25 protein-coding genes are annotated in these 25,987 nt (G+C 57.7%); 6 read left to right on the top strand and 19 right to left on the bottom strand.

The features are described 5' to 3' along the window. Positions 1-149: 149 nt before the first annotated feature. A complete protein-coding gene (locus NOR51B_RS03150; protein ID WP_009019684.1) occupies positions 150-644 on the bottom strand; it encodes a disulfide bond formation protein B in 495 nt (164 codons plus the stop codon). Beyond that, on the bottom strand, positions 641-2,233 hold the full coding sequence (gshA, locus tag NOR51B_RS03145; protein ID WP_009019730.1) for a glutamate--cysteine ligase: 1,593 nt from the start codon (positions 2,231-2,233) through the stop codon (positions 641-643). The genes NOR51B_RS03150 and gshA overlap by 4 nt, the downstream gene beginning before the upstream one ends. A 112-nt stretch (positions 2,234-2,345) precedes the next feature. Between gshA and NOR51B_RS03140 the strand changes: the two genes are divergently transcribed. After that, complete coding sequence (locus NOR51B_RS03140) at positions 2,346-3,485, top strand: PilT/PilU family type 4a pilus ATPase (protein ID WP_040481679.1); 1,140 nt, start codon at positions 2,346-2,348, stop codon at positions 3,483-3,485. Between the two features lie 9 nt (positions 3,486-3,494). On the opposite strand, the gene NOR51B_RS03135 is transcribed toward NOR51B_RS03140, so the two are convergent. The 5 genes from NOR51B_RS03135 to moaA form a co-directional block, all read right to left on the bottom strand. Next, entirely contained in the window at positions 3,495-3,866 is a 372-nt protein-coding gene (locus NOR51B_RS03135; RefSeq protein ID WP_009020218.1) for a PilZ domain-containing protein, read from the bottom strand. Further along, complete coding sequence (locus NOR51B_RS03130) at positions 3,866-5,932, bottom strand: DUF1631 family protein (protein WP_009021704.1); 2,067 nt, start codon at positions 5,930-5,932, stop codon at positions 3,866-3,868. Before NOR51B_RS03130 ends, NOR51B_RS03135 begins: the two co-directional genes overlap by 1 nt. Positions 5,933-6,007: 75 nt before the next feature. Next, positions 6,008-7,429 (bottom strand): VWA domain-containing protein, encoded by a 1,422-nt coding sequence (locus NOR51B_RS03125; protein ID WP_009021023.1) that lies wholly within the window; start codon positions 7,427-7,429, stop codon positions 6,008-6,010. A gap of 4 nt (positions 7,430-7,433) precedes the next feature. Next, a complete protein-coding gene (locus NOR51B_RS03120; RefSeq protein WP_009018864.1) occupies positions 7,434-8,372 on the bottom strand; it encodes an AAA family ATPase in 939 nt (312 codons plus the stop codon). A gap of 41 nt (positions 8,373-8,413) precedes the next feature. Next, positions 8,414-9,418 (bottom strand): GTP 3',8-cyclase MoaA, encoded by a 1,005-nt coding sequence (gene moaA, locus NOR51B_RS03115; protein ID WP_040481677.1) that lies wholly within the window; start codon positions 9,416-9,418, stop codon positions 8,414-8,416. A gap of 140 nt (positions 9,419-9,558) precedes the next feature. Between moaA and NOR51B_RS03110 the strand changes: the two genes are divergently transcribed. Next, positions 9,559-10,935: an SLC13 family permease gene (locus tag NOR51B_RS03110; RefSeq protein WP_040481674.1), complete on the top strand. Its 1,377-nt coding sequence runs from the start codon at positions 9,559-9,561 to the stop codon at positions 10,933-10,935. Positions 10,936-10,953: 18 nt separating this feature from the next. On the opposite strand, the gene NOR51B_RS03105 is transcribed toward NOR51B_RS03110, so the two are convergent. From NOR51B_RS03105 to hslO, 7 genes are all read right to left on the bottom strand, one after another. Continuing rightward, positions 10,954-11,433: a peroxiredoxin gene (locus tag NOR51B_RS03105; protein WP_009020596.1), complete on the bottom strand. Its 480-nt coding sequence runs from the start codon at positions 11,431-11,433 to the stop codon at positions 10,954-10,956. A gap of 69 nt (positions 11,434-11,502) precedes the next feature. Continuing rightward, a complete protein-coding gene (locus NOR51B_RS03100) occupies positions 11,503-12,171 on the bottom strand; it encodes a TetR/AcrR family transcriptional regulator (RefSeq protein WP_040482284.1) in 669 nt (222 codons plus the stop codon). 84 nt (positions 12,172-12,255) lie between these two features. Next, entirely contained in the window at positions 12,256-12,747 is a 492-nt protein-coding gene (locus tag NOR51B_RS03095) for a hypothetical protein (protein WP_009020509.1), read from the bottom strand. A gap of 181 nt (positions 12,748-12,928) precedes the next feature. Then, positions 12,929-13,738 (bottom strand): lipase family alpha/beta hydrolase, encoded by an 810-nt coding sequence (locus NOR51B_RS03090; protein ID WP_050759407.1) that lies wholly within the window; start codon positions 13,736-13,738, stop codon positions 12,929-12,931. After that, positions 13,735-15,180: a WS/DGAT/MGAT family O-acyltransferase gene (locus NOR51B_RS03085; protein WP_009018883.1), complete on the bottom strand. Its 1,446-nt coding sequence runs from the start codon at positions 15,178-15,180 to the stop codon at positions 13,735-13,737. Before NOR51B_RS03085 ends, NOR51B_RS03090 begins: the two co-directional genes overlap by 4 nt. Before the next feature lie 139 nt (positions 15,181-15,319). Continuing rightward, positions 15,320-16,885: a phosphoenolpyruvate carboxykinase gene (locus tag NOR51B_RS03080; RefSeq protein ID WP_009018930.1), complete on the bottom strand. Its 1,566-nt coding sequence runs from the start codon at positions 16,883-16,885 to the stop codon at positions 15,320-15,322. A 40-nt stretch (positions 16,886-16,925) separates the two neighbouring features. Then, entirely contained in the window at positions 16,926-17,798 is an 873-nt protein-coding gene (gene hslO, locus NOR51B_RS03075) for an Hsp33 family molecular chaperone HslO (RefSeq protein WP_009019158.1), read from the bottom strand. 75 nt (positions 17,799-17,873) lie between these two features. On the opposite strand from hslO, the gene NOR51B_RS03070 reads away from it, so the two are divergent. After that, positions 17,874-18,155 (top strand): polyhydroxyalkanoic acid system family protein, encoded by a 282-nt coding sequence (locus NOR51B_RS03070; protein WP_009021007.1) that lies wholly within the window; start codon positions 17,874-17,876, stop codon positions 18,153-18,155. Between the two features lie 8 nt (positions 18,156-18,163). Here the strand turns inward: NOR51B_RS03070 and rpsT are convergent, their stop codons facing one another. Then, positions 18,164-18,430, bottom strand: coding sequence for a 30S ribosomal protein S20 (gene rpsT / locus NOR51B_RS03065; RefSeq protein ID WP_040481670.1), 267 nt, complete (start codon positions 18,428-18,430; stop codon positions 18,164-18,166). A gap of 130 nt (positions 18,431-18,560) precedes the next feature. After that, on the bottom strand, positions 18,561-18,782 hold the full coding sequence (locus NOR51B_RS03060; RefSeq protein ID WP_009021385.1) for a hypothetical protein: 222 nt from the start codon (positions 18,780-18,782) through the stop codon (positions 18,561-18,563). A gap of 223 nt (positions 18,783-19,005) precedes the next feature. Here NOR51B_RS03060 and NOR51B_RS03055 point away from each other — a divergent pair, with 223 nt between their 5' ends. The 3 genes from NOR51B_RS03055 to NOR51B_RS03045 all read left to right on the top strand — a co-directional run bounded on the left by NOR51B_RS03055 (position 19,006) and on the right by NOR51B_RS03045 (position 22,646). Further along, complete coding sequence (locus NOR51B_RS03055; RefSeq protein WP_040482282.1) at positions 19,006-20,166, top strand: 1-acyl-sn-glycerol-3-phosphate acyltransferase; 1,161 nt, start codon at positions 19,006-19,008, stop codon at positions 20,164-20,166. Continuing rightward, positions 20,144-22,246, top strand: coding sequence for an ATP-dependent DNA helicase DinG (gene dinG / locus NOR51B_RS03050; protein ID WP_009019201.1), 2,103 nt, complete (start codon positions 20,144-20,146; stop codon positions 22,244-22,246). Before NOR51B_RS03055 ends, dinG begins: the two co-directional genes overlap by 23 nt. A 64-nt stretch (positions 22,247-22,310) precedes the next feature. Continuing rightward, positions 22,311-22,646 carry a YqcC family protein gene (locus NOR51B_RS03045; RefSeq protein ID WP_009021635.1) on the top strand — a complete coding sequence of 112 codons (336 nt, stop codon included), beginning with the start codon at positions 22,311-22,313 and terminating at the stop codon, positions 22,644-22,646. 122 nt (positions 22,647-22,768) lie between these two features. Here NOR51B_RS03045 and NOR51B_RS03040 read toward each other — a convergent pair whose 3' ends face one another. Genes NOR51B_RS03040 through NOR51B_RS03030 form a run of 3 tightly spaced genes read right to left on the bottom strand, consistent with a single transcriptional unit; the run spans position 22,769 to position 25,908 of the window. Then, complete coding sequence (locus NOR51B_RS03040; protein ID WP_009019706.1) at positions 22,769-23,530, bottom strand: SDR family NAD(P)-dependent oxidoreductase; 762 nt, start codon at positions 23,528-23,530, stop codon at positions 22,769-22,771. A gap of 59 nt (positions 23,531-23,589) precedes the next feature. Continuing rightward, complete coding sequence (locus NOR51B_RS03035) at positions 23,590-24,693, bottom strand: acyl-CoA dehydrogenase family protein (protein ID WP_009021529.1); 1,104 nt, start codon at positions 24,691-24,693, stop codon at positions 23,590-23,592. A gap of 24 nt (positions 24,694-24,717) precedes the next feature. Next, entirely contained in the window at positions 24,718-25,908 is a 1,191-nt protein-coding gene (locus tag NOR51B_RS03030) for an acyl-CoA dehydrogenase family protein (RefSeq protein ID WP_009020093.1), read from the bottom strand. Between the last annotated feature and the right edge of the window lie 79 nt (positions 25,909-25,987).

The raw sequence follows: 25,987 nt of genomic DNA, 5'->3' as shown, positions 1-25,987 counted from the left end.
TCGCCGATGGAGCTACGCGAGCAGCTCGAGTAATCCGGGGCTGAGCCGCCCGGGCCAGGTGCGACTTCAAAAGGGGTGCCATGCGGAGAGACGGACTATCCTTGAAACCCGCGATGAACCTCTTTTTCTCTGGATTTTTCTGGTGGCGCTTACCGGGCTCGAGCGATGATGGTGGTGAGCACCACAATTAAGGCTATGAATAGCCCAAGCGTTAATTCAGGAATACTCAGGCCAAACAGCGACCAAACGACTTCGGCGCAATTACCATCACCGGTGAGTAGCAAGGTCAGTGTTTCTGAAAAAGGCAGCGTCTCCAGCATGTAGGCCAGTGGGGGGCCGCAGGCGGGTACCTCCTCGGGAGGCAGGTGCTGTAACCAGACATGTCGCGCCGCAAAGCCACAGCCAATGCCGCTAAACAGCAGGGCAATCCCGCCGTAAACTCGTTGGCCCAGCATCGCAGGACCATGGACGAAGCCCAGAAAAGCGACGATACCGGTACCGATAATGAAAACCCGTTGCGTTAGGCACAGGGGACACACGGACAATCCCACCACATACTGCAGGTAGAGGGCGAAGCCCATCGCCGATGCGCAAATGAGAGCAACGCCGCCTAGCAGAACCCGGTTACTGATACCGCCAATCACGACGAAATCTCCTGATACTGTTGATAAAACTCGGCTAGAAAATCATCAAAACGGGTTGCATCCGCCGCTTCTATGGCGCTCTGCTCCGCCAATGATGCCTCGGCCATGGCTCTGAATTGATGGCTTTGTTCGGGGGTGAGTGGGCGTTCCCGAAAATCCTTGTCCCATCGCTTGGAGTATTTCAGTGCCAGTTGCCAAAAGGCGGTTCCACCCTGCTGCATTTCCCCGAGTAAACGCCCCGAAGGGGTCTCTTCGGGGTGCTCAATAAGATGCTGCACCTGTTGCATCGCCTGTGAGTAGCTTGTAGTTCCGTGCGCGGTATCCAGAAGACTCGCAGCATGCTTCATACGCGACAGGGCCTCGGTGGCAAGCTCACGCTGTGTGACTTCACCCTCCGCGGTAAGCAGTAGCTGGTTGGTATCGCGACCATTGTCTACCACCCGGCGCAGATTTTCGGCGTCCCGCTGGCGGGATGAATCATCGCAGGGCGGACTGTCACTGATCAGGCAGTCCACCAGAAAAGTATCAATGATTCTCGCGGTTTCCACATCAATACCCAGAGGTAAAAAAGGATTGATATCGACGCATCGCACTTCGATGTACTCAATGCCGTCCCGTTGAAGCGCCACCAGCGGTGCTTCGCCACTGCGTGTCACCCGTTTGGGGCGGATGGGGCTGTAAAATTCGTTTTCAATTTGCAGTAATGCGGTATTGAGTTGCGCCTGTTCGCCCTCGGCGGTGGTCGTGTACTGCTCGTAGGCCGGGTGAGGCGTGAGAATCGCCTCGCGCAACGTGCTGATATAGGTCTTCAGGCTGTTGTAACAGACCTGAAGACCGCGCTGCGCGTCGCTGTTGTAGCCCAGCCCACCCATGCGAAGCGCCGTCGCCTGGGGCAGATAAAAGCTATTGCTTTGACCGCCCACCGGAATCAGGTGGTGGTCTTTTTTACCCGCCAGAAAGCTCGCGCATACCGCCGGTGATGCACCCAGTAGGTAGATGAGTAACCAGACGCGGGAAAAGAAATTCCTGATCAGACCCAGGTAGCCCTCGGTACGAAAATCGGTGAGGCTGCCGCTCCCCCCTGCTGCTTCGTGGGCCTGTTGCCAGAAGGCTTCCGGCATGGAGAAGTTGTAGTGGATACCGGCGATCGCCTGCATCATTCGTCCGTATCGCACGCCGAGCCCGTTTCGATAGACTCGCTTCATCGTGCCGACATTGGAATGACCGTAGCTGGCGATGGGAATGCCTTGCTCTCCGGCGACGATGCAGGGCATGCTCGCGCCCCAAATCAGTTCATTATCGAGATTCTGGGCGGTGAATCGATGCAATTGGTCGAGATAGTCGAGGTTGGCCTCAATGGTATTACTCACAGGCGTTATGAATTCGAGCAGGGACTCTGAATAGTCGGTGGTAATGGCGCCGTGGGTCAGTGCCGAACCCAAAGCTGCCGGGTGTGGGCTTTGCGCGAGCATCCCGCTGTCGCGATTGACCCGCAGGCCTTCCTTTTCAATGCCTCTGCGTATGTCGGAAAGTAGCTGAATGCCCTCGTTTTCCAATACGCTGCGGCGGAAATGCGCCTGTGTGTCCAAGTTAACTCCTCAGGGGGTGGGCAGCCGCGCTTTGGCGCGGTTTAATGGGGGCTAAGTTTACGGCCTTGGCCCTGCCGACGTACAGCGCGACAAAACTTGAGGTGCACGTATTATGAGAATAACCGAATGGCTCAAGATCCTGGCAGACCAGGGGGGATCTGATTTATACCTGAGCACGGGCGCCCCGCCGTGCGCGAAGTTCGATGGAGCAATGCGTCCGATAGCTTCGACGGTTCTCGGTGCAGGTGAGATTGCCGGGATTGCCGATGAGGTGATGGATGATTACCAGCGCGCCGAATTCAAGAAGGAATTGGAGCTCAACCTGGCGCTTTCGGTGCCCGGATCTGGGCGTTTTCGGGTCAATATTTTTCGCCAGCGCAACGAGGTCAGTATTGTTGCGCGGCATATCGTCACTGATATTCCTAACTGGAAAGACCTGGGCCTGCCCGAGATCCTGACGCAGCTCATCACACGCAAACGGGGTTTAATTCTTTTTGTGGGCGCCACCGGGTCTGGTAAATCCACCTCGCTCGCCGCCATGATCGACTACCGGAACAGCAACTCCAGCGGGCACATTGTGACGATCGAAGATCCCGTCGAATACGTTCACCGGCACAAGAAGTCCATCGTCAACCAGCGAGAGGTCGGAGTTGATACCCGCAACTGGCACAATGCGCTTAAGAATACCCTGCGCCAGGCCCCGGACGTTATTCTTATCGGCGAGATCCGCGACCGCGAGACCATGGAGCATGCGATCTCCTTTGCCGAGACCGGGCATTTGTGCATATCGACGCTGCACGCCAATAACGCCAACCAGGCCCTCGACCGCATCATTAACTTTTTTCCTGAGGAAAAACGCAACCAGTTGCTGCTTGATCTATCCCTGAATCTGCAGGCCTTTATATCCCAACGCCTTATCCCTAAAGCAGGGGGTGGTAGATGCGCCGCTATTGAGGTGCTGCTCGGGACGCCCACCGTGAAGGAGCATATCGTGAAGGGCGAGATCGACTCGATCAAGGAAGTCATGGCGAAGTCCGAGGCGCTGGGTATGAAGACTTTCGACCGCGCGCTGCTCGAGCTCTTTAAGTCCGGATTAATCTCCGAGGATGATGCCCTGCGTAACGCCGACTCCGCCAATAACCTTCGTCTGCAAATAAAGCTCGATAGCGAAGAGGGTATTAGTTCGACGACCAGCGGGTTCAGTCTCGAGGACAAAAATGAGGACCTGGATGCGGGCCCCAAGGTTTTCTAAGACGCGTTGCTACTCGTTCTGAGCGGCGGCATGCAGGGCAATAAACCGATCCCATATGGCGAGGTCGGTATCGCTGGCGTTGAGCACCATCAGGCGGACCTGCCAGTCCCCATTTGCTTCACGATGCCGGCTGGTGACCTCACAGCTGAGAATAATAGGCGCCGCCTCCCCCGGCAGTTCAATACCGAGCTCATGGATGCTGCCGGTCTTTACCGGCTGATCGAGGGTGACGCGTAGCTCTCGTGAAGCAATGGTATTGACGGAACCGATGGCAATAATGGCCGGTTCCGAGCCGTCGTGGGCAGGCGCCAGTATCTGTACGTAGGCTCTGGGGGTTTGCGGCCAGTCGTGGACGGTGATGGGCTCAAGACCGGGCGCCATTAGTTAAGACGCTCCTGTTGTTCCTTGCGGAGCTCATTCACGGTTTCACGGAAGTTGGTTTTACGCTCCAGAATATCCACCATTTCTCGGTCGATCAGCGCCAGGAGTTGCGCGACGGTTAGCTCCCTGAGTTTTATGCCCTCGCGATTGGTGAAGATATAACTGTCCTTTTCCAGATCCCTGACGGCGACTCGAGCCATGAGTGGTGGGTTGCGGTCATGGAAGCCCAACCAGGTACCCATGGGTATCTGCATTTGCACCACGGTATGGCTTTCATAGGGCGCCTCCGCTGTGGGCATGGCATGCGGATCTTGCTTCGGTGCATAAACCTCCTGTTGGGAGGGGGCTTGTTGTGACTCTTCAGGAGCGGCGTCTGGTGCCGAAGATTCTGTAGTTTGCTGGGCCCGGGACTCGGGGGGCTCGGGCGACGGCGGTGATCGCCGATTCCACTGCTCGGGCTCTGGTTTTAACTCTGGCTTGGGTTCCGGGGAGATCGAATGAGTTACCGATCCAATGTCGGGTGCATTGGCGTTGACATAGCTCGCCGGCTGCCACGGATTGTGGGTCTTATGTTGTCCCCACTCTTTGGTCTCCGTACCTTGTTGCCCGCTTTGCCCGCTTTCGCCGTTGCTCGATGGGGATGCTTCATCCTGCTGCTCGGCGTGGGCATCATCGACGGATACCGCTGTGTCGGTATTCTCCTGCGCTTCCTGTGCTTCCTGCGTCGATCGCAATTCCTCCGCAGCGGCCGCTTCGGCTTCGCGCCGCTGGGAAACCTCCCGCTGTTGTGCCTCCGTGACCTCAACCATCGCCCGACAAAAACTATCGGCAATCGTCAGCGGCTTCGCTTCACCCGAGTCGAGCATCGACTTGAACTCGGCGGTGGGGATTCGTCTCGCTCTGGCCCCGTTAAAGTCCATAAAAAGCAGGAAAAGGTTGTCGAGTAGCGGTCGGATCAGTCGTAACCGCTGCTCACCCTCTGCGCTTTCAAGGCTGTACCATTCTCCAGACTGGATCTGGCAGTCCTCAAGCTGATCTCTTTTCAGCGGCGGGTCCATCACGATACCGTTCACGGTGATGGGATCGGCCTGAATCAAGCCCATGTCCTGTCCACGGACATTACGCAGCAGTGCGTACTCGATCAGACCGACGGCACCGGTAACCGCATCATCGTTCGGCTGCAGGCTCAGCAGCTGGCGCGACAGTGTGGCGGGCAATTGCTGCATGGCGTGGTGCAGCCGCTGCAGGCCATTGGCATCGTCTTGTGACACAGGCTGAACCGCATCGACCACCAGTTGGGTAGTGGCTAAAAAGCTTCGCCACGCCTGTCCTTCCGCCCCCTCGCGCTGAACCACGAGCACGCCACTTTCATACCAATCTGACTTCAGGAAGCGCGCGACTGACGCCGGTACCTGGTGTTCGGTAAGAATTCGATTGATAGCCGAAGCGGCGAAAATCTGTGCGACTTCTTCGTTGAGAGACGTCAGTTCCCGCTGTATCAGGGTGACATCGAGACGACCCAACTGTTGATAATGACTGTCTATCTTCTGGCTGAAGTCGGAGAGCGTATTTTCCAGGACATTCTCGTTGGGAAAATCCCGGCGAGCCTGGCGAAGCGCAAGGCGCAAGCCTTCCGCTACGGTGTCATTATTACTACTGACACGCTCCTGCCAGCCGACTAGGCCGTTTCTGATGCCGTCCAGAAGGCGATGTACGGGGTGCCCGCCCGGGATAAAGAAATGGGCATCGGATACGGCGAAAGCCGCCGCAAGGGGTCGCGCGAGATCGAGTAACTGATCGAGCCGGTGGTCGAGGGGGTAGCGTTCTCGCCATTGCCTGAACACGCTATCGATCCAGTTAAGAAGCGCCGCATCCTGATGAGAGGGTGGCATGAAACCGGCGTCGTGCAACATGGCCTCGAGTGACTGCTCGCTGGTACCCAGCTGTTCGAGCGCCGAAACCAGGGCTCGAGTGGTCATCGCGTCATGACGATCGGCGACGGCAAAGCCATCGCGAACATCCGACTCGAGTGAGCTTGTCAGTGGCAGCGGCTGCTCATCCTGCACGGAAATCAGGCCCTCGTTGCGTGGCGCGGCCGCTGTGATGCGGTGCGATCACGATGAATCGATGTCGTATCCTGGTCACGGGCGTTTGGTATCTGCCAGCAATTTATCCACGATACGCTCCAAGTGCTTGAGATTATTACACTCTGCGGCTGTGTGACAGTGTCTAATAACCGGTAGCATTTCCGAATCACGGGTGCCCCAGGCGCTGCGGGGCTCTGGATTGAGCCAGATTAGTTGCCGGCATCGGGCTTTTATCTCGGCGAGCAGGTCGAGGCGCGGGTCGCTGTTACTGTTCCGAGCATCCCCCAGAATCACGACGGTCGTATTGCGATTGATATCCTGAAGGGCAAGCTGCGAGAACTCACTGAAGGCGCGTGCATAGTCGGTGGCGCCACCGTAGTCGAGGTTGACGCGGTCAATAGCGTCTTCAATGGGGAGCTGAGCAAACAGATCGCTGACTTCGCCCAGTTTGCCCGAGAATGCAAAGCTCCGGGTTCGGGGCAGCACGTCCTGAAGCGTGTAAAGAAACATGAGGAGGAATTTGGCATAGGTCGCGACCGAGCCGCTGACATCACAGATCGCCAGTAGCTGAGGGCGTCTGCGCCGGGTGCGTCGCCAGCGGGTCTGAAAAGGAATGCCGTCGGTGGGTAGTGACCTGCGCAGTGTTGCCGGCACATGCAGTTGCCCGCGCCTCGCCTGTTGGCGCCGTTGCCCGTGGCGCGCCGCCAGCTTCCGCGCCAGCCGAGCCATGAGTTTCTTCATGCGCTGGATTTGGTGTGGCGCGACATTGCCCAGGCGCACTTCTTTTAGCGCGTCATCAAGCAGTTCTTCGGTGGCCCCGCCCGCATTGACCAAATAAGCCCGCTCGACACGGTCACGGATACGCTCGCGCAGAACCTGCCGCCATTGCTGCACCAGCGGCAGTCGGGGGTCTGAAGCGGTCTCAAGCGCGATTACCAGGCCTCGCAACCCGCCTTCACCGATGGCGTCGAGCATGCGTCGCGTATATTGGCCCCGCTGGGTAAAGGTCTTGATGCCGTTCAGCTGTACCGCGGTGGCGGCGGCTTCGATGGATAGGGCGACGGTTGAGGCCTCCCCGCGAAGTAGGGCTTCCGCAAGTGTTGCCTGATCGGTATTCATTGCCTCTGGATAGTCGGTTTGGAGCTGTTTAAACGTGTTGAGATCGGTGTTGGCCGCATCCTTATCGCCGGACCCGCCATCGCCATCGCCGGTGCTGGTGTCAGGAGTCGACGCCGCATTCGGATTCACGGCTATCTCCGTGCTGAAAAAGCGATCGAAGGCGCGGTTATAAATGGCCGCTTCACGCTCACTTTTTGCCAGTACCGAGGCCAGGCCATGCTTGAGCGTGTCGCGTTGGGTATAACCGAGCAATCCTGCAACACGCACCGCGTCCATTGAGTCGGCGGGGGATATCGGAATGTCCTGGCCGCGAAGAAACCTGATAAAAGACAGTAATTGATCGCCGGCAGACGTCATTGGGTCATCTAACAGCAGGGCCGAGCAGTTTATGCAAACTGCCCTCGGCGGTGGCGACGTCTTCCTCGTATTTCAGCAACACGTTCAGGGTATCGTGCACCAGGTGAGTATCGAGCTGATCCGCATGTAACAGCAGCAATGCCTTGGCCCAGTCGATGCTCTCCGAAATGGCGGGTGCTTTCTTGAGGTCCAGCTCCCGAACCGCGTGGACGAAACGGACCAACTGATCGGTCAGGGTAGCCGAGGCATTGGGCACCCGCTGGGTCACTATTTGGCGTTCGAGTTCCAGTGAGGGGAACGGAATATGCAGATGCAGACAGCGACGTTTCAAGGCATCTGACAAGTCCCGCGTGTCGTTACTGGTCAGAAACACAATGGGCTTGGATTTGGCTTCAATAGTGCCGATTTCGGGTATGGATACCTGAAAGTCCGATAACACCTCGAGTAACAGCGATTCGAACTCGAAGTCCGCCTTGTCAACTTCGTCAATCAGAAGCACGGCCCCGTCGGGCTGCTCCAGTGCGCGCAGCAGCGGTCTTGGTTCGAGAAACTCCGGGGAATAGAAGACATCACCAAATTCATGCAGTCGCTGCATGGAATCCCTGAGCCCGACAGCGCCTGAAAGGATTTCAGCCAACTGCTGTTTCAGCACCTGGGTGTAAAGAAGCTGCTTGCCGTATTTCCATTCATACAGTGCTTTGGCTTCATCCAGCCCTTCGTAACACTGCAGGCGCACCAGGGGTCTGGCGACCACTGAGGCACAGGTTTTGGCCAGTTCCGTTTTACCGACTCCCGGCGGACCCTCCACCAAAATGGGCTTGTTGAGGGCGGCGGCGAGATAGACCACCGTCGCGATACGACGGGTGCAGATGTAGCCGGCCTGCTCAAAATTATCGGTGATAGTGTCAATATCCCCGAGGCCTGGGTATTGGCTGATAATCAACTCCTCGTTCGGTTACTCAACGCAAGATCGCCGGGCTGAAGTCACCCGCCGGAAGCATTCATAAAGCGGATAATTTGAGGTTCATCGGGTGCATCGAAGTGATGTCGTTCGGGCTTGGCCGCCAGCGCTGATGCAATAGCAGACTTGAGCTCGCTGTCTGTGTAACCCTGGCGCATCAGGTCGCGCAGGCTAATGGAATGTTCGTTACCGAGGCACAGCAACAGGCGCCCCTCAGCGGTAACACGCAGCCGGTTGCAAGCGCCGCAGAAATTGTTGCTGTGGGGTGAAATCACGCCGATGCGCGAGTCGCTGCCTTCGATGGCAAAATACCGTGCAGGCCCCGACTGTGGGCCTGCAGTGGTCGCATTGAGTTGCCACTGGTCGCGTAGCAGGTCAAGAACCGAATCTGAGTCAAACAGTGCCAATGGCTTGCCGCCCTGCGTGACCTGCCCCAGGGGCATCTCCTCGATGAAGGCAATATCGATACCGCGCTCGATGGCAAATTCGGTAAGCGGTATGACCTGGTCTTCATTCTGGCCACTGAGAATGACGGCGTTGAGCCGAATACGGGGAATCCCGGCGGCAACGGCAGCATCGATGCCTGCAATAACCTGCGATAGTTTTCCGGTTCGGGTCAGCTCGGTGAAGCCCGCCGGATCCAGCGTATCGAGGCTGATATTGACGCTGGATAGCCCACTTTCGCGCAGGGTGACCGCTCGGCTCGCGAGTTGGCTGCCGTTGGTGGTCATGGCGAGTTCCCTGAGTTCAGGTACTTTGCCGAGGTTCGCCAGGAACTCATCAACACCCCGCCGAACCAGAGGTTCACCCCCCGTGACGCGTATCTTACGAACGCCAAGATCGACAAACACCCGCGCCACGCGCTCGAGCTCCTCCAGCGACAGCACCTCGCGCCGGGGCAGGAACGTCATGGTCTCCGCCATACAATATTGGCAGCGGAAATCGCAGCGGTCGGTAATCGACAGGCGAAGATACTCGACGTGGCGTCCGAAGCCATCCACCAGGGTGTTGGGAACACTATCAGTCATAGACGAAGTTTAACTGATAATCCTGCTTGGGCAGGAGACCTGATCGCAGAGCTGTCGATTCTCGCGGTATTTGCGATTTACAGCCCCTGGTTTGTGGGTGACCATGCCATTCACTTATAGGAAGCGGATTACCGTCACCAATGTTCCATCCGTCACGCTCACCCCTCCCCGGGATAGTTATAGCTCTGGCTGTGGCGCTGGCACTCGCCGGGTTCGGCCATTCGACGGCGCTGGTGGTCACTGCGACAGTTGGCGTACTGTGTATTTGTTGGTGGGTTTTTGAGCCCATACCGATTCCAGTGACCTCGCTGTTACCGCTATCGCTGATGCCTTTATTCGGTGTGCTGACACCCGCAGAGACCGCGCAGGCCTATGGATCGCCCCTTATTCTGCTGCTACTCGGCGGCTTTCTGCTTTCCCGGGGAATGGAGTCCAGCGGAGCCCACCAGCGGCTTGCCCTGGGCGTGGTAAATCTGGTGGGCAGTCACAGTCCCCGAAGACTCATTTTTGGCTTCATGATAGCCGGCGCCTGCCTCAGCATGTGGATTTCGAACACCGCCACGGTTCTGATGCTGGTGCCGGTGGCGCTGGCGGTCATTCACAGCAGCGATGATCCGAAAAAGCTGGCGCCGCCGCTGCTTTTGGGGCTCGCCTGGGCCTGTAGTATCGGTGGTATCGGAACACCGATTGGTACGCCGCCGAACCTCATTCTAATGCAGGTTTATGAAGAGGTATTTGGCGAGTCCATTGGTTTTACCCAATGGATGCGCTGGGGATTGCCGATTGTGATAACGCTGGTTCCGCTAGTCGGACTGTGGCTCACCCGGGGGCTGCCCGATCGATTGTCCGTCTCCCTGCCGGCAGTGGGCCAATGGCGCAGTGCCGAGCGGCGAGTGCTGATTATTTTCGCGCTGACGGCGCTGGCCTGGATGACCCGCGCAGAGCCATTTGGCGGCTGGCGCGCATGGTCGGGGCTGGAATCCGCCAATGACGCCTCAGTCGCATTTCTCGCCGTGATCGCCTTATTCCTGGTTAGAGATGCCGAGCGCAAGCCGCTGATTAGCTGGGAGCAGGCACAAACCATCCCCTGGGGCGTATTGTTGCTCTTTGCTGGCGGTATCTGCTTGGCCAAGGCATCGGTGGCGTCCGGTCTGAGTGGCCTGGCAGGAGAAGCCATGACCGGAGTCACGGCATTGCCACCGATTGTGATGTTGTTGATGCTTTGCCTGCTGGTCACTTTCATCACCGAAGCGACGTCGAATACGGCGACCACAGCGCTGTTGATGCCAATACTCGCTGCCGCGGCGCTGGCATCGGATGTTGAACCGCTTCTGCTGATGCTACCTGCAGCAATGAGTGCCAGTTGCGCGTTCATGCTTCCCGTAGCCACAGCGCCCAATGCGGTGGTTTACGGGACGGACTTGCTGACCATTTCCCGAATGGCCCGGGAGGGAGTCGTTGCCAACGTGTTGGGAGCAGCGGTGATATCAGGTTTCATTTATTGGGCGCTTGTCTGATACCACCGCCCACTTGGTTTACAACAGCGCCATCATGGTTTCAGCGGAGCTGACGTCGACACCACCGTCCTCATCAATATTCAGTGCGGTGACGGTACCGTCTTCAACGATCATGGCGAAGCGCTTGCTGCGCGTGCCAAGGCCAAAGCCGCGAGCGTCGAGCACGAGGCCTAGGGCCTCGGTAAAGTCCCCGTTACCATCGGCGAGCATGGTGATGGCTTCGGCATTTTGCTGCTTGCCCCACGCATCCATGACGAAGGCATCGTTGACCGACATACAGATAATACTGTCGACGCCGCTGGCTTTGATTTTGTCTGCATTGACGACAAAGCCGGGTAAATGGGTCATGGAACACCCGGGCGTGAATGCGCCGGGCACGGCGAACAGCAGTACTTTTTTGCCATTAAAGAGTTCGCCGGTAGTAATCGGTGCGGGGCCTTCTTCGCCCATTACCATCAGAGTGGCTTCGGGGAGTTTGTCGCCTTTGGCTATAGTCATGGTTGTTTCCTTTTCCGGTTGAATGAATCATTTCTGGTTACGATTCCATGGGTGCATAGGATCGAAACATCAGCCGTCGTCGCTTGCAAGCATCTGGCTGTAAAGGCGTTCACAATCGTCATAGAAATCCTGCGCCTCCGAACCGAGGTAGGGGGCGCAGTATGAGAGCGTCTGCAGCACGCCGCGATGGACAGTTTGGGTACGGTCCTCGGCCTGGCGACGCAACTGCTCGTACGAGAGCCAATACACGATATTCATTGTCATGGCGTCTGCGAGACTCAGCAGGCGCTGATCCTTATCGCCGCGAAGTCGACCACCGACGAGATCCGAAGCCACTGCAAAGCAGGCGGCTCGCTGTAGGCTCAGAAGGCGTCGAATGCCCCGGTCAATCTCCGGATAACGCTGCATCAGGTCAATCATATTGATAAAGATAAAGCGGTGGTCAAACATATGTTCGAACACCACCGTCAGAAACAGCCAGCTACGTTCTATTGACGCTGTCTGTTCGTCATGGAAAAGGGAGGGGTCGTTAAGTGGGGCGCCCAGTACGGCGACCAGCTCGCGCTGCACGGTCGTGAAGAGCGCACTGATAATGCTGTCCTTGCCCTTGAAATGGTAATACAGATTACCGGGGCTGATATCCAATTCCAGCGCTATGTCGTTGGCGCTTACATTGCGTTCGCCGTTCTCGTTGAATAGAGCCAGCGCTGTATCGAGAATCCGGTCTTTGGTTTTCAAAGCAATCACCGAGTTTGATATCGGTGCAGCTTAACAATAAAAAAAGGGGGCCGAAGCCCCCAAAAAAATTGGACCTAAGTGGTGTTACGCGGTCTTGACGAGCTTGGCGCGCAGTTCTTCAAAGCGAGCCTTGGCCTTGTCCATCTGTGCTTCGAGCTTGGCGCGATCAGCGATGGCGTCGAACTCAAGATCTTCCAGTACTTTGAGGGCTTCTTTCTCAACGGCGGTACCGCGCTTGATCAGCGCCTTGTAGAGGTCTTCAGCCTGCTTGCGACGTGAATCAAGACGATCCTGTGCGTCGTCTACCTGCTTCTGCAGGCTTTCGAACTGGTCAATCATCTGATCGTAGGCCTTGCCATAGACACCGAGGCCGGCACGCAATGCATTGCGGCTGGTTTCGATCGCGGTGGCACGCATATCAGACTTCTTGGCTGCGGGCTTGCGCTTGGCGGTAGTTTTTCGCTTTGCGGTGGTCTTCCTCGCAGGCGTTTTCTTCGCAGTCGTCTTTCGCTTCGCCGCAGTTTTACGCTTGGCGGTTGTCTTGGATTTGGGGGTTACTTTGGCTTGTTCTGCCATGATTACTCTCCTGCTGTATTCAGTGGTATGTCGATTAGGCGTGTTGCCCTACTCTGACGTTGGATCGAGTGTGGCGCCTAATTTTAGAATCCACACTCTAAAAGCGGATTTTTACCACTGGGGGCTGAGCGACGGTGATGTAAGACAGGGGAAGCCTGGAGGCCGGAGCGCGTAAGCGGAACTAGTCGGGGTAGCAGTTGAGTGCGGTGGCCTGCCACGCGGGTTTGGGATACGCCCAGTAGAGCACTCCGCGGCGCTTGAAGGGTCGCCATTTATCGAGGGGTGTCGCCAGTCGATTGGCGATAAGCGCCCAGACCATCGGATTCAGCGTCATACCGTTGTGGCTTCCGTAGACCTCCACATTTTCAGTCTGGTCATGGCCGCTCGACTGCAGGCTGACGCGCCAGTCGAGTATTCCATCAGTGCGCGAATACACCGCGGTCGTCGGTACCGGCGGCGGCAGGTGCCACAGACTCTCATCGGTTTGCCCCGGCTCACGGTTGAGGCGCGCATATACCGCATTCAGGCCCGATGCATGGTCCCGCTGGATACCGATGGGGCTGGCGAGAGTAATCACCTGGCGGATTCTTTCGGGGTGCTCGCGTGCGACTTCACGGGCGAATACGCCACCGAGGCTGTGCCCGATCAGGGTGATCTTGCGCCCTTCGTGCTCATTCAGTTTGGCAACACGCATCCCTAGCGACTGGGGATCGACGGTACTGTGACCCAGATTTCGCCCCTGTTTCCAGCCTACAGCGTGGTAACCCAGACGCCTCAGAAAAAAACTCAGCGGCATGTTGTAGGTGTCGTCACCGGCGAAGCCGGGAATAATCATAACGGGGTGTTCATCTCCTCTGGGGAGTGCCGCAAACCACGTGGGGCAATAGAGGAGGCAAGCGGTCTCCCAGGCCATGCGCGGACCGTCAAGCGAAGACAGCAACCAGCCCGGTGGCTGGATCGGTTTTTCGGTGAGTTTGGGGCGCCTCTTCATGCCGATGCTTTTTTTCCACGGGCCGCTTTCGCGGTGCCGATGTCCACCACGCCCGGGTCCGGCAGAAACGTTGCTTCGAGCTCTTCAAGGGCCTCGCCCGAGTAAACAGCCAGACGCTGTAAACGAGGCACGCTGTCCCGGCAACCCGAATACCCAAAACTCAGTGAGCCGTTATAGCTGTAACAGGTGATGTTGAGCGCCTGGCCATGTGTGACTGCGGAGACCGGGTACATCGCCTCGAGTTTCGCGCGATGCAGATAAAGGGGTTCGGTAGGCCCCGGTACGTTCGATATATTGACGTTAAAGACGGGAGGCGTTCTGCCCTCAAGATTGAGCGATGTCTGCATGGCGTTCGGCGACATGATGATAGCGGTAAAGTTTTCGATTTCTTCGCGGGAAAGGTCCTGCAGAACACCTTTGGCGCGGCGGGTGGACTCACAGATGACTTCTAGCCGGCGTTTGGGGTCCGCTATGTTCGTCGCCAGATTAGCCATGGCGTAGGACACCGCCGGACCTGCACTCTGGTCGTCTTTTGGTTTCAGCGATACGGGAATACCACCCACCAGGGGTCTGCCGGGCAGTGCATTCTGCTCCTGCAGAAAGCGGCGCAAGGCGCCTGCGCTGATGGCGAGAACAATATCGTTAACCGTACAGCCGGCGGTTTTGGACAGCTTGCGAATTCTGGCGAAGTCGTAATTCTGGGTGGCGAACCGGCGTTGCCCCCCGATTCGGCCATTGAATATCGTCATCGGCGCCTGATAGGGCAGCAGCAGGGGGTCCTTGTCGTTGATACCTGCCTTCAGGGTGTCGTAAAGCTGACGCGCCACATGGGTGGCTGATGCTGCGGAGCGTCGTGCTCCGGTCAGTGCTCTTCGCAAGCGTGAGGTCGTCGTTTTATCCTCGAACAATTCCTCGGGTATAGGCGCGGACCAGAGTGCTGGTGAGCTGGTGTCGTCGGGATCACTGGACATGGAGCGCTGCAGCATGCGGACACCGGCAATGCCATCAACAATGGAGTGGTGCATCTTTAAATAGACAGCGAAGCGGTTGTTCTCCAGACCCTCGATAATGTGGTACTCCCACAGCGGACGCGAAAAATCGAGGGGGTTGCTATGTAGCCTTGCGATCAGCATGCCGAGCTCCCGCTCACCTCCGGGTTTTGGGAGGGCGAGGTGGCGCACATGGTACTCGAGATCCAGATCGTAATTGCGTTCCCAGACCGGATAGGGCCTCAGCGGTGTTGGGCGTCGGAGTATCTTATTGAAAGGGTTGACGAATTCGGTGGACTGGCGCAGATGCGCTACCAGCTGATTCAGAAAGTCGGGTTCCGCGTCCTCGGGCAGCGAGTAAACGAGGAGGGTGGCCACGTGCATGGGCCGTGACGGCGACTCCATCGCAATCCAGGCAAATTCATTCAGGTCGAGACGCTCTTTGGCGGGCATTATCACTCCGGGCCGCTGCGGACCTCATAGTTACCGTCCGACAGCATAACAAACAAACATGATTGTTTTAAGCCCGAATTTACTGCGTCGTGGATACTGCGCTCAAGCCTCGGGCGGTCGACGGGTTTAGTTGAATCGATCAGCCCTTCGGGCCGGCCGCGATGATCGCATCGCTGACATCAAAATTCTTGATATTGGCCTGGAACAGCTGAGCCAGCTTTTGAGCCTGGGCCTCGTAGGCCGCGGGATCGTTCCATCCGGCTTTGGGATCAACATATTTAGGATCAACACCAGGAATAGACGCCGGGAAATCCAGATTCAGCGTGTCGATATGTTTGGTTTGGCCGTTAAGCAGGGCGCCGCTCTGCGCGGCGTGAACTACCGCTCGTGTCACGGGGATTGGGAATCGGGTGCCCGATCCGCCCGGGGCGCCCGAACCTCCGGTCCATCCGGTATTGATGAGGTAAACCTGGCTGCCAAAGTCCTCAATACGCTTCATTAATAACTCAGCGTAATCTCCTGCTGGCCGCGGCATAAAAGGGGCTCCGAAGCAGGTTGAAAACGTGGGATGTATACCGGCTTCAGCGCCGACTTCGGTCGAGCCTACGCGGGCGGTATAACCTGACAGGAAATGGAATGCAGCGGCCTCCTTGGATAGAATCGACACAGGCGGTAAAACGCCGGATACGTCACAGGTCAGGAAAATCACACACTTGGGTTCGCCTCCGGAGTTCGTCTCGGTGCGCTTATCGACGTGCTCCAACGGGTAGCAGCATCGGCCGTTTTCGGTGAGGCTCGTGTCGCTGTAGTCGGGGGCGCGGTGGTCATCGAGCACCACATTCTCGACGATGGCACCGAAGCGAATTGCCTCCCAGATCACCGGCTCGTTCTTGTGGCTCAGGTCGATGGTTTTGGCGTAGCAGCCACCCTCGATATTGAATACTGCGCCCTTCGACCAGCCGTGTTCGTCGTCTCCGATCAGGTAGTAGTCGGGGTCTGCAGACAGGGTGGTTTTTCCCGTGCCTGAGAGGCCGAAGAAGAGTGTTACGTCGCCTTGCTCGCTAACGTTGGCGGAGCAGTGCATGGGCATGACGTCCTTCTCGGGCAGCAGGAAGTTCTGTACCGAAAACATCGCCTTCTTCATTTCACCGGCGTAGCGCATACCGGCCAACAGCACCTTGCGCTGATTAAAATTGATAATCACACAGCCGTCAGAGTTGGTGCCATCCCGCTCCGGGTCACAGACGAAGTTGGCGACGTTGAGCACCTTCCACTCCGGCTTGTTCGCTGGATTATAGGCCTGGGGCCGGATGAACATATTGCGGCCGAACAGCGACTGCCAGGCGGTAGCGGTGGTCACCTTGACCGGTAGATAATGGTCGCTGTGTTCGCCCACGTGCAGATGTTGCACGAAGGTGTCGGACTCGCCGGCGAAGGTGCGAACGCGATCCCACAGCGCGTCAAATTTGTCTTCGTCAAACGGCCGATTGACCGGGCCCCAGTTAATAGCGTCTTCGCTGGAGGGCTCTTTGACGATGAAGCGGTCACCGGGGGATCGCCCTGTTCGCTTCCCCGTTTCTACCCGCAGTGCGCCTGTCTCAGACAGTACGCCCTCGCTGCGCGCCAGAGCCATCTCTATCAGCTGGGCAGATGAAAGATCGGTGTGCTTCTGGGGCGCGTTGCTCTCGCTGGGGGCAGTCGTCATAGGAGATCCGAATTACAGGGCGGCGAATGGGGCCAAGATTTTAATGCAGAACCTTCGGCTTAGCGAGCCCGGGTATGTCGCTTTGTGCGAATTCGTAGGTTACGCCACACATTTCACAGTTCATGCTCACTATGCCCTCGTCCGCGATAATTTCAGCGAGCTCGCCCTCGGGTAGCGCCGACAGTGCATTCAAGCTGCGCTCTCGAGAGCAGCTGCAGTGAAAGACCACGGATTTCGGTTCAAAAAGGCGCAGGGTTTCCTCGTGAAAAAGCCTGTAAATCAATGTCTGCGGAGATTCGCCATTGAGCTCCTGAGTGGTCAGTGTATCGGCCAGAATACAGACATTGGCCCATTGCTCGCCGCGTTGCTCCGAACCCTGCTCGAGCTGCGCGGGTAGCTGCTGGAGCATAAGCCCACCCCCGGTGACACCATTGCTGGCAAGCCAGAATCGGGTGTTGAGTTGCTCACTTTGCAGAAAATAATCCTCGAGGGTGGCGGCCAGTGAGCCCCGATCCAGTGCCACGATTCCCTGATATCGCTGTCCGCCCTCGCGTTCAATAGTAATAGCCAGTTGACCTTCACTCAGTAGCGCGAGGTGGTCTTCTGGGTCAGCACTGATGTCTCCGCGGGCAATGCCACGAATCTCGCGATCGCTGGTACATTCCACCATTACCATGGACAGTGGCCCGTCGCTGCGTGCCTGCAGTACAATTCTGCCCCGATATTTCAGATTATTGCTGATAAGGACTGCCGCACAGGCGAACTCCCCCAGTATTCGTTTGCTGGCGGCGGAATAGGGATGGGTCGACAACATCTCAGCCAGAGCTTCTTGCAGACGCACAGACTCACCCCGGATGTCTGCCTCATCAAACAAAAATCGGGCGCTTATGTCGTGGTCTGAATCACTTCGCATAGGTACAGTTTAATGGGCTGGCCGCTTGCGGTGGGGTTGCCAAGGCTGTTTTATGGGGCAAACAGGGAAATTAACATGAGTACGATACGGATTAATCGCACGCACTCCCTCAATGAGTCGGGCTGTCACGAGGCCCTTGAAGACCTCACGGCCTATTTGCAGGAGGAATTTGCCGCCAAGGTCACCCGCCAGGACGGAACATTAAGCTTCTCGGGCAGCGGCTTTGCGGGGGAGGTGTGCGTCGAACCCGGACGCGCCTCGGGGAAGATCAAGCTGGGACTGCTGGCGCGCCCGTTCCGACGAACCCTGGAGAATGAGATTAATCGCCACCTCGATGCTCGATTTGGCACCGGGTGACGACGGGGTTAGCTGGCCAGGGCTTTGACCTTGGCGTTGAGGCGGCTTTTGTGACGCGCTGCCTTGTTTTTCTCGATGATACCTTTGCTGACCATGCGGTCGAGCACGGGTACCGCCTCATCCAGTGCCGCTTTTGCAGCTGACGCATCACCACTGCCAAGCGCAGCGAAGACGTGCTTAAGCTTGGTGCGCATAAACGAACGCAGGCTGGCGTTATGCAGGCGGCGCTTGTCATTCTGACGCGCACGCTTTCGGGCTTGGGGGGAATTGGCCACGGTTTTCTCCGATAGAGGTCATTAAAAAGGCGCGCAATGATCCTTGAAGGACGCCGTGGTGTCAACACGGCCAGCGCGCTTGTGTGGCTTATTTGGCGTTAAGGGCCAGCAATTGGCCAGAGAAATGGGGTTAGGCGAGTAAGACCAGGATCCAGCCCAACAATGCAACGCCGATGACTTGCCACGCCTTGCCCAGTCGAAAAAAGCCGTAAAAATATCCGACGGGGGGCAGCAGCAATGAGAAAAGACCCCATGCGTAGCTGTCCTTCCAGGAAACCACCAATAACAGGATCCAACTCACGAGCAGCGTTGCTGCACCGAGCGTCATTAACAGGGCGCTGGATGCTTCCATTTATAAGTCCTCAAAATGAAACGTTCTTTATCGCGGCGAAGCCTACCAGAAACCGGGGGGAAGTTGGCATTTTAAGGCGTGTGCTTCTCCAATATCGTGCATTCGGCGGTTTCAATCGGCAGGTTGTGCTTTGTTTCGATCGCAAATGGTTGTGGCTCGGATCGTTTGGCGAGGATAATAGGGCAATGAACCTTTTATGCCTCAGGCGCCGGCCGAGTCAACGATGACACGCTTGTCCGAAGACGACCCCTATGCCGATATTCGGCCCTATACCGATGCCGAGGTTCCAGCCGTCGCGGCGCGAGTCGCCCGCGACAGTGGGTTTGCCCGGGCGATGGCGCGATTGCGTCTGCCCGGTTTGCGTCGTTTTGCGCCCGGTCTTGCGCATTGGCTGGTCCAGCGGTGGCTGATCCGCCAGGCAAAGAGTCTGCATACCATCAGTGATTTCCAGTTATTGCTGGAACCCCACCTGACCAGGATCATCGATGAGACCGCGCGTTTCACGGTTTCAGGTCTCGACAAGCTGGATAAATCCCAGTCCTACCTCTTTATCAGTAATCATCGGGATATCGCCATGGATCCCGCCTGTGCCAATCTGGCGCTGCATCGCGCAGGCCATCGAACGGTCAATATCGCGATTGGGGACAATCTGCTTAAAAGCTCCTGGGTTGCCGATGTGATGCGCCTCAATAAGAGTTTTATCGTCAGACGCAATATTTCAAAACCACGTGAACTCATGGCTGCGTCAAAGCAACTCGCTGGATTTATCCGCTCGACGGTTACCGAAAATCGCGGGTCTGTCTGGATCGCGCAGCGTGAAGGCCGCGCGAAGGATGGCATCGATGCCACCGAACCCGCTGTCATAAAAATGCTGACGCTGGCTCGCGATCGCAAGCTGGAGTCGGCCGACGCCGTGCTGCAATCGCTCAATATTGTGCCCATTGCCATCGCCTACGAATTGGACCCCTGTGACCGGCAGAAAGCCGCGGAGCTGGCGGCAGGCGGCAGCTACCGGAAATCCGACGACGAGGATGTCCAATCCATTGGCCGGGGCATTATGGGGCAGAAAGGGGGCATTCATATCGCTTTTGGCGACCCGATTGACAACGCCGGAGACGTCGATGACGTTGTGAGGGAGATCGATCGACAGGTGCACCGCAACTACGCGCTGTTTCCAACCAATATCTGGGCCTGGGAAAAGCTCAACGGTGCGCCAGTGCCGATGGATCTCCCCGTGCAGCCCGGTACGGTCAGCCGGGAGGCTTTTGCCGCGAGGGTAGATGCGGTCGACCCTGAGCATCAGCACTGGATGCTGACCGGCTACGCGAATCCGGTTCAAACGGCTCTGGCCTGTCACAAGGATGTCTCCCAACTTGCTCGATGAGGCGATGAAGGAAGAGATTCGCGCGGCTTATCTTCAATTGGTGTCCTCCCGAGGGCTTGCCCCACGGGTTGGCCAACGGCAAATGATCGCAGAAATCGCCAATGCGCTGGGTGATCCACAGGCGCCGGAACCGATTGCCGTTGTGGAAGCCGGGACCGGAACCGGGAAGACGATTGCCTACACGGTCGCCGCACTGCCCGTGGCGCGCGCGCGGCAGAAACAGCTGGTGATAGCGACGGCGACGGTCGCGTTGCAGGAGCAACTCATCAGTAAGGATCTACCCGACATTCTGCACCACAGCGGGCTCAACTTCAGGGTGCAACTCGCCAAGGGCCGTGGGCGCTATGTCTGCCTGCAAAAACTCGATCATCAGCTTGAAGGGCGCGCGGGTACTGCGCCTTTAATTCCCCTGTATCCCGATGAGATGGGGGCGTCGGGTCTGAGCGATGCCGGGCCCGTGTTTGAGGCCATGCTGGATGCCTTGGCGGGGTCGAGCTGGGACGGGGACCTTGATAACTGGACGGGGGTTCTCGAGCCGTCGGCTCGCCGGGCGGTGACGACTGATCATGTGCAGTGCTCCGGTCGGCGCTGCCCCCATGTCACCAACTGCAGCTTTTTCAAGGCGCGGGATGGGCTGCTCGACGCCGATGTGATCGTCACGAACCATGATTTGGTGCTTTCCGATCTCAAACTCGGTGGCGGCGTCATACTGCCGGCGCCTGAGGACTGCCTGATTATTTTTGATGAAGGCCACCAGTTACCCGATAAGTGCCTTAGTCATTTTACCCTTTCGGCCCCGATCGGCGTGTTGCGCCAGTCGATGCGTGATGCGGGCGGTTGGATTGCCCGGGATGCGGATTCCCTGGGGCTGTCAGTCGGCGACCTGGCGTTACTGGAGCAGCTTGAGTCGAGCGCTATGGATCTCGATCAGCTACTCGACGGCGTTGGCGCCTGGTGTTGGGACTACATTGATCAGCAGGACGGTGAATCCAGGGACCATCGGTTTGAGCATGGAATCGCCCCCACTGAGCTTATCGCCATGGCAACACCGTTGGCCGATAGCTGGCGCCAGCACCTCTCGCTGGCCCAACGCTTTGAAATGAGCATCGAAGGCCACCTCGAAAACGCGCAGGGGGAGAATCGGGATTTACTCGAAATCGCACTGGTCAACGCCGGCACAATGGTCGCCAGGGCTGAGAGTCAGTGTGGTCTCTGGTCGAGCTACTCCGATTCCGCTGAGCCGGATGAGCTCAAGCCCTGGGCTCGCTGGATGCGGCATTCGGGCAGCGAGGACAGCATCACGCTACTGGCGAGCCCGGTACTTGCTGGAGATCTGCTTCACCAGCACATTTGGTCGAGGGTGGCCGGTGCGGTCGTCACCTCGGCGACACTGTCGGCACTGGGTACGTTTGATCGTTTTCGCAGTCGCTCCGGAGTGCCGCAGGGGGCGCGTTTCAAGCAGGTGATCAGTCCTTTTGACAGCAAGCGGGCGCAGTTTATTGTGCCCCCGATGTCGGCTGATCCCAGCGACGCCGCGGGTCACACGGTCGAGCTCATCGAGCTGCTGCCGCAATTGGTCGCCAACGACCGTGGCACCCTGGTGCTGTTCAGCTCAAGGCGCCAGATGGAAGAGGTCGCTGCCGGCATCGAGGCCACGATTGACAGGCTGGTGCTCATGCAGGACACGCTGAGCAAAGGGGCATTGCTGGATCGGCATCGCGATCACATTGACGCGGGTCATTCGAGCATGATCCTGGGTCTTGCCAGTTTCGCCGAGGGTATTGATCTGCCGGGCGTTTATTGCGATCACGTCATCATCGCCAAGCTGCCTTTTGCCGTACCCGATAGCCCCCTTGAGGCCGCCCATGCCGAGTTACTGGAGCGACAGGGACGCAATCCTTTTATGGAGATTAGCGTTCCCGATGCGGCCTTAAAACTGGTGCAGGCGAGTGGCCGACTTTTGCGCACGGAAACCGACAGCGGTACCGTAACGCTACTTGATCGCCGGGTGATTACCCGCCGATACGGGCGCGCGATTATGGATTCGCTACCGCGATTTGAATTTAATCTGGCGCCGTGAGCGTCTCCCTGATGGGTACGAAGAGTGGGGAAGAGGAGAATGAACCACGGAGGCCAGTCAATCTATGACGTCATTAGATCATCGGCTTGAGATAGCCGCGCGGTTGATTGATGTGGAGGCCGCTTTGCGTCAGTTGCGCCTCTGGGACGAGACACCGCCATCGGCAGAAGCGCTGGCTTCCGCACAGCCGTTCGCGGTCGATACGCTGGACTTCTACCAGTGGCTACAATTTATTTTTCTTCCCACCATGCACGGCATTATTGAGCGGGGTCAGGCAATGCCAGACAGCTGCGCCGTCGCACCCATGGCAGAAGAAAGCTTCAACAGCACATCTCCGCCGGTGGTGGAGCTCATTGTGACGTTGGAGGAGCTGGACCAGCTGATCACTGCGGCACCCTGATACGGGGATCGCGCTGAAACCAGGGTCGCAGAAGATGGCGTCGATGACCCGGTCACCGGGCAGACAAGAAAAGGGGTGGAATGCCCCCGCCGATCGGCGGGGGCCGGTTTAACGGCTGTGAATCAGAACTGAAGGCCCTTGGTAAACGCGCCGTCGAGGACGACGTTGGTGCCGGTGGTAAAGCTCGCTCGAGGACTACACAGGAACACGACCTGATCGGCGACTTCCTGGGCTGAGCCCATGCGGCCCATGGGGATTGCGGCAACCGTACCTTCATAAATCTCGGGCATGGCCTCCTTGATCTGATCCCAGGCGCCGCCTTCGATAAAGATCGGTCCCGGGCTTACCGAGTTGACACGGATACCCTTCGGCGCCAGGTCATGGGCCAGGTTGCCGGCGTAATTGAGCAGCGCGGCCTTCATGGCGCCATAGGGCGTGGCGCCGGCAAAGGCCTCGATCGCCGCGGTCGAAGAAATGACGACGATAGCGCCACACTCGGATTTCTCAATGTGGGGCTGGGTTAACTGAACACCGCGCCACGTGGACAACAAGTCCGCTTCAAAGTTGGCACGCCAGCCGTCCTCTGAGGCGTCTGCACCACCGGCAGAGACATTGGGTACAAAAAAATCGACGCCGCCCAGTTCGGCGACGCACTGGCTAACCCAGGTTTCAAGCGAGGCGGGGTCGGCGACATCGACAACACCACCGGCGACCTTGACACCGCTGGCACTGAGTTCCTTGACCGCGGCATCGACTTCGTCGCTATTGCGCGCGCAGATTCCGACGTGGCAACCCTCGGCGGCAAACGCCTCGGCGATACCGCGTCCAATACCCTTGGTTGAGCCCGTGATCAGTGCAACTTTACCTTTTATTCCTAAATCCATTCTCCACCTCCCAGTGGTGTTATTCGTTATTGAACCGCTTATTGATGATAAGCACTGTATCAGGCCGCGTCGGTCAGCCTGATGAAATCAACCAGCGCATCCTCCCGCGAACATACCCAGCTTTCCAGTGCCGTTACGCGCTTGAAATAATGTCCGACCACGTACTCGTCGGTGGTGGCGATGCCACCATGGAGTTGGATGGCTTCCTGCGTGACTTTTCGCGCCGTTGACGTGACCTTTACTTTTGCGGCGAGGGTAAGTCTGCGGGCGTCTTCCGAACCGGCGTCCAGCGCCCGGCAGGCCGCGCCCACGAGCGAGCGACACAGCTCGATTTGAATCAGCATATTGGCCATTCGGTGTTGCAGGGCCTGAAACGAGGATAGCGGCTTACCAAACTGCACCCGCTGTCGCGTGTAATCGACGGTGGTGTCCAGCGCCGCCTGCATCGCGCCGAGGGCCTCGGCGCTGGCTCCAAGAATGGCTCGGTCACGCATTGTCATGAATGCGGACCGGGCGAGATCACCGCGCGCCATCAAGCTGCTAAAAGGTAACTCCATATCAAAGGCCAGATTGGCCGCGGAGCGACCATCGTAGGTCTTGTAGCGGGTGACCGTGAGGCCCTCGGCGTCCTTGGGCACGAGAAAGAGGGCGAGCTGCCCCTCGAGCTTGGCGGTGACGATAAAGTAGTCAGTGACCGCCCCCGCGGAAATATAGGCCTTGTTGCCGGTAATTTTCAGTCCATTGGCGACGTGCTGCGCGTGGGCGCTCAAATTGTCGATATCGGCGGTCGTATCGGGCTCCTGATGTGCCAGTGCGTAAATTTTTTCACCGGACACCAGTGCATCGATGTGGCTCGATTCGACGGCGACGCCGGGGTAGGTGAGAACGCTTCCGGCGACCACTGTGGATTCGAGCATGGGCTCAAGCACGAGATGCTTGCCAAACTCCTCCGACAACAGCGCGACCTCTTCCATACCAAAGCCCAGCCCGCCGTGTTGCTCGCCGAAGGGCATCGCCAGCCAACCCATTTCTGCGAAGGCCTGCCAATGGGTGGTGCTTATGTACTGCTCGGAGTTAGCCATGTCGCGCCGGCTGTTGAAATCGTAGGTGTCCCGCAGGTAGCGCTGGGCACTGTCGAGCAGCATCTGCTGTTCTTCGTTCATTTCAGATGTCCTTATTACTGCGCGCTAGAGTTTGAGGATTTGTTTGGCAATGATGTTGCGCTGGACTTCAGCAGTCCCCCCGTAAATCGTCGCCGACCGGTTGTTGATATATTCGGCCATTGTGGTTGTGGCGTAGTCGGGCACGGGTGTTTCGCCCTCAAAATGTGGGTCGAGACCCTCGGGAAAGTACGGGGTAATCGCCCGTCCGACCGCGTCAACACTCAGCTCATTGAATTGCTGGGATAGTTCGGTACCCACGGCTTTTACCAGCGAGGACAGCGCGCCGGGGTTGCCGCCGGCGGCAAATGAACCTTTGATGCGCAGCTCAGTCTGTTCCAGCGCCATCGCTTCGATTTCGGCTTCCGCCAATTGCGTCCTGAAAACAGGATCCTCCAGCTTGGGTCTTCCGCCGCGCCCGCGTATTCGCAGCGCCTGGTCGCGAACTTTGCCCAGTTGTTTCTTGATATCAATTGTAAAGTTGTGCCCGCCGCGCTCGAATTCGAGCAGTGACTTGGCCACCGACCAGCCATCGTTTTCGTCGCCGACGAGGTTGGTCACGGGGACTTCGACATCCTCAAAAAACACCTGACACTGCTCGACCTGACCATCGAGGCTTACGATCGGGTCAATGGTGATTCCCGGCAGGTCAATATCCATTAACAGGAAGCTGATCCCCGCCTGTGGCTTGACGTCCTTGTTGGTGCGCACCAGACAAAAGATCTTGTTGGAATGCTGGGCGAGGCTGGTCCAGATCTTGGTGCCGTTGACACGATAGTGATCGCCATCGCGCTCAGCCGTTGTTTTCAGCGACGCAAGGTCGGAGCCCGCGCCAGGTTCAGAGTAGCCCTGGCACCAGACATCGTCACCCGACAGAATACGGGGGATAATCTCGGTTTTCTGCGCCTCGGTACCGTATTTCATCAACAGCGGCCCAAGCATCTGGATACCCATTGCAATAATGCTCGGGGCATTGGCGAGCTTGCACTCCTCCTGAAAAATATAGCGCTGGTGAATATCCCAGCCCGGGCCGCCATACTCTTCGGGCCAATCCGGAGCTGCCCAGCCCTTCGCGTGTAAAATTCGCTGCCAGGCCATGCTACTTTCAAAATCCGAGAAGACGCTGGTGGTCAGTTTGCCCGCGCGTCGGAGCTCCGGGGTGAGTGACGCTTCGAGAAATTGGCGCACTTCCAAACGAAATGCCGCGTAGTCCGTCATATTTTGCTTCCTGCTGATAGTTACGACCCTGTGTTAAGGGTTTTGCTGTGCCGTTACAAGCCGGTCTTTATTGGTGAGG

The organism is Luminiphilus syltensis NOR5-1B (genome assembly GCF_000158175.1).
GTDB lineage: Bacteria > Pseudomonadota > Gammaproteobacteria > Pseudomonadales > Halieaceae > Luminiphilus > Luminiphilus syltensis.
The sequence above is the reverse complement of the archived record's forward strand: the minus strand, read 5'-3'. Positions and strand labels throughout refer to the sequence as shown.

Bases quoted from the DNA above. Each gene is read 5' to 3' on its own strand.
- NOR51B_RS03125 (WP_009021023.1), bottom strand. From the start codon at position 7,429: ATGACGTCTGCCGGCGATCAATTACTGTCTTTTATCAGGTTTCTTCGC.
- NOR51B_RS03070 (WP_009021007.1), top strand. From the start codon at position 17,874: ATGAGTACGATACGGATTAATCGCACGCACTCCCTCAATGAGTCGGGC.
- NOR51B_RS03060 (WP_009021385.1), bottom strand. From the start codon at position 18,782: ATGGAAGCATCCAGCGCCCTGTTAATGACGCTCGGTGCAGCAACGCTG.
- dinG (WP_009019201.1), top strand. From the start codon at position 20,144: ATGTCTCCCAACTTGCTCGATGAGGCGATGAAGGAAGAGATTCGCGCG.
- NOR51B_RS03090 (WP_050759407.1), bottom strand. From the start codon at position 13,738: ATGAAGAGGCGCCCCAAACTCACCGAAAAACCGATCCAGCCACCGGGC.
- moaA (WP_040481677.1), bottom strand. From the start codon at position 9,418: ATGACTGATAGTGTTCCCAACACCCTGGTGGATGGCTTCGGACGCCAC.
- NOR51B_RS03085 (WP_009018883.1), bottom strand. From the start codon at position 15,180: ATGCCCGCCAAAGAGCGTCTCGACCTGAATGAATTTGCCTGGATTGCG.
- NOR51B_RS03135 (WP_009020218.1), bottom strand. From the start codon at position 3,866: ATGGCGCCCGGTCTTGAGCCCATCACCGTCCACGACTGGCCGCAAACC.
- NOR51B_RS03035 (WP_009021529.1), bottom strand. From the start codon at position 24,693: ATGAACGAAGAACAGCAGATGCTGCTCGACAGTGCCCAGCGCTACCTG.
- NOR51B_RS03080 (WP_009018930.1), bottom strand. From the start codon at position 16,885: ATGACGACTGCCCCCAGCGAGAGCAACGCGCCCCAGAAGCACACCGAT.
- NOR51B_RS03110 (WP_040481674.1), top strand. From the start codon at position 9,559: ATGTTCCATCCGTCACGCTCACCCCTCCCCGGGATAGTTATAGCTCTG.
- NOR51B_RS03105 (WP_009020596.1), bottom strand. From the start codon at position 11,433: ATGACTATAGCCAAAGGCGACAAACTCCCCGAAGCCACTCTGATGGTA.
- NOR51B_RS03030 (WP_009020093.1), bottom strand. From the start codon at position 25,908: ATGACGGACTACGCGGCATTTCGTTTGGAAGTGCGCCAATTTCTCGAA.
- NOR51B_RS03140 (WP_040481679.1), top strand. From the start codon at position 2,346: ATGAGAATAACCGAATGGCTCAAGATCCTGGCAGACCAGGGGGGATCT.
- NOR51B_RS03055 (WP_040482282.1), top strand. From the start codon at position 19,006: ATGACACGCTTGTCCGAAGACGACCCCTATGCCGATATTCGGCCCTAT.
- NOR51B_RS03045 (WP_009021635.1), top strand. From the start codon at position 22,311: ATGACGTCATTAGATCATCGGCTTGAGATAGCCGCGCGGTTGATTGAT.
- NOR51B_RS03040 (WP_009019706.1), bottom strand. From the start codon at position 23,530: ATGGATTTAGGAATAAAAGGTAAAGTTGCACTGATCACGGGCTCAACC.
- NOR51B_RS03095 (WP_009020509.1), bottom strand. From the start codon at position 12,747: ATGGCAGAACAAGCCAAAGTAACCCCCAAATCCAAGACAACCGCCAAG.
- hslO (WP_009019158.1), bottom strand. From the start codon at position 17,798: ATGCGAAGTGATTCAGACCACGACATAAGCGCCCGATTTTTGTTTGAT.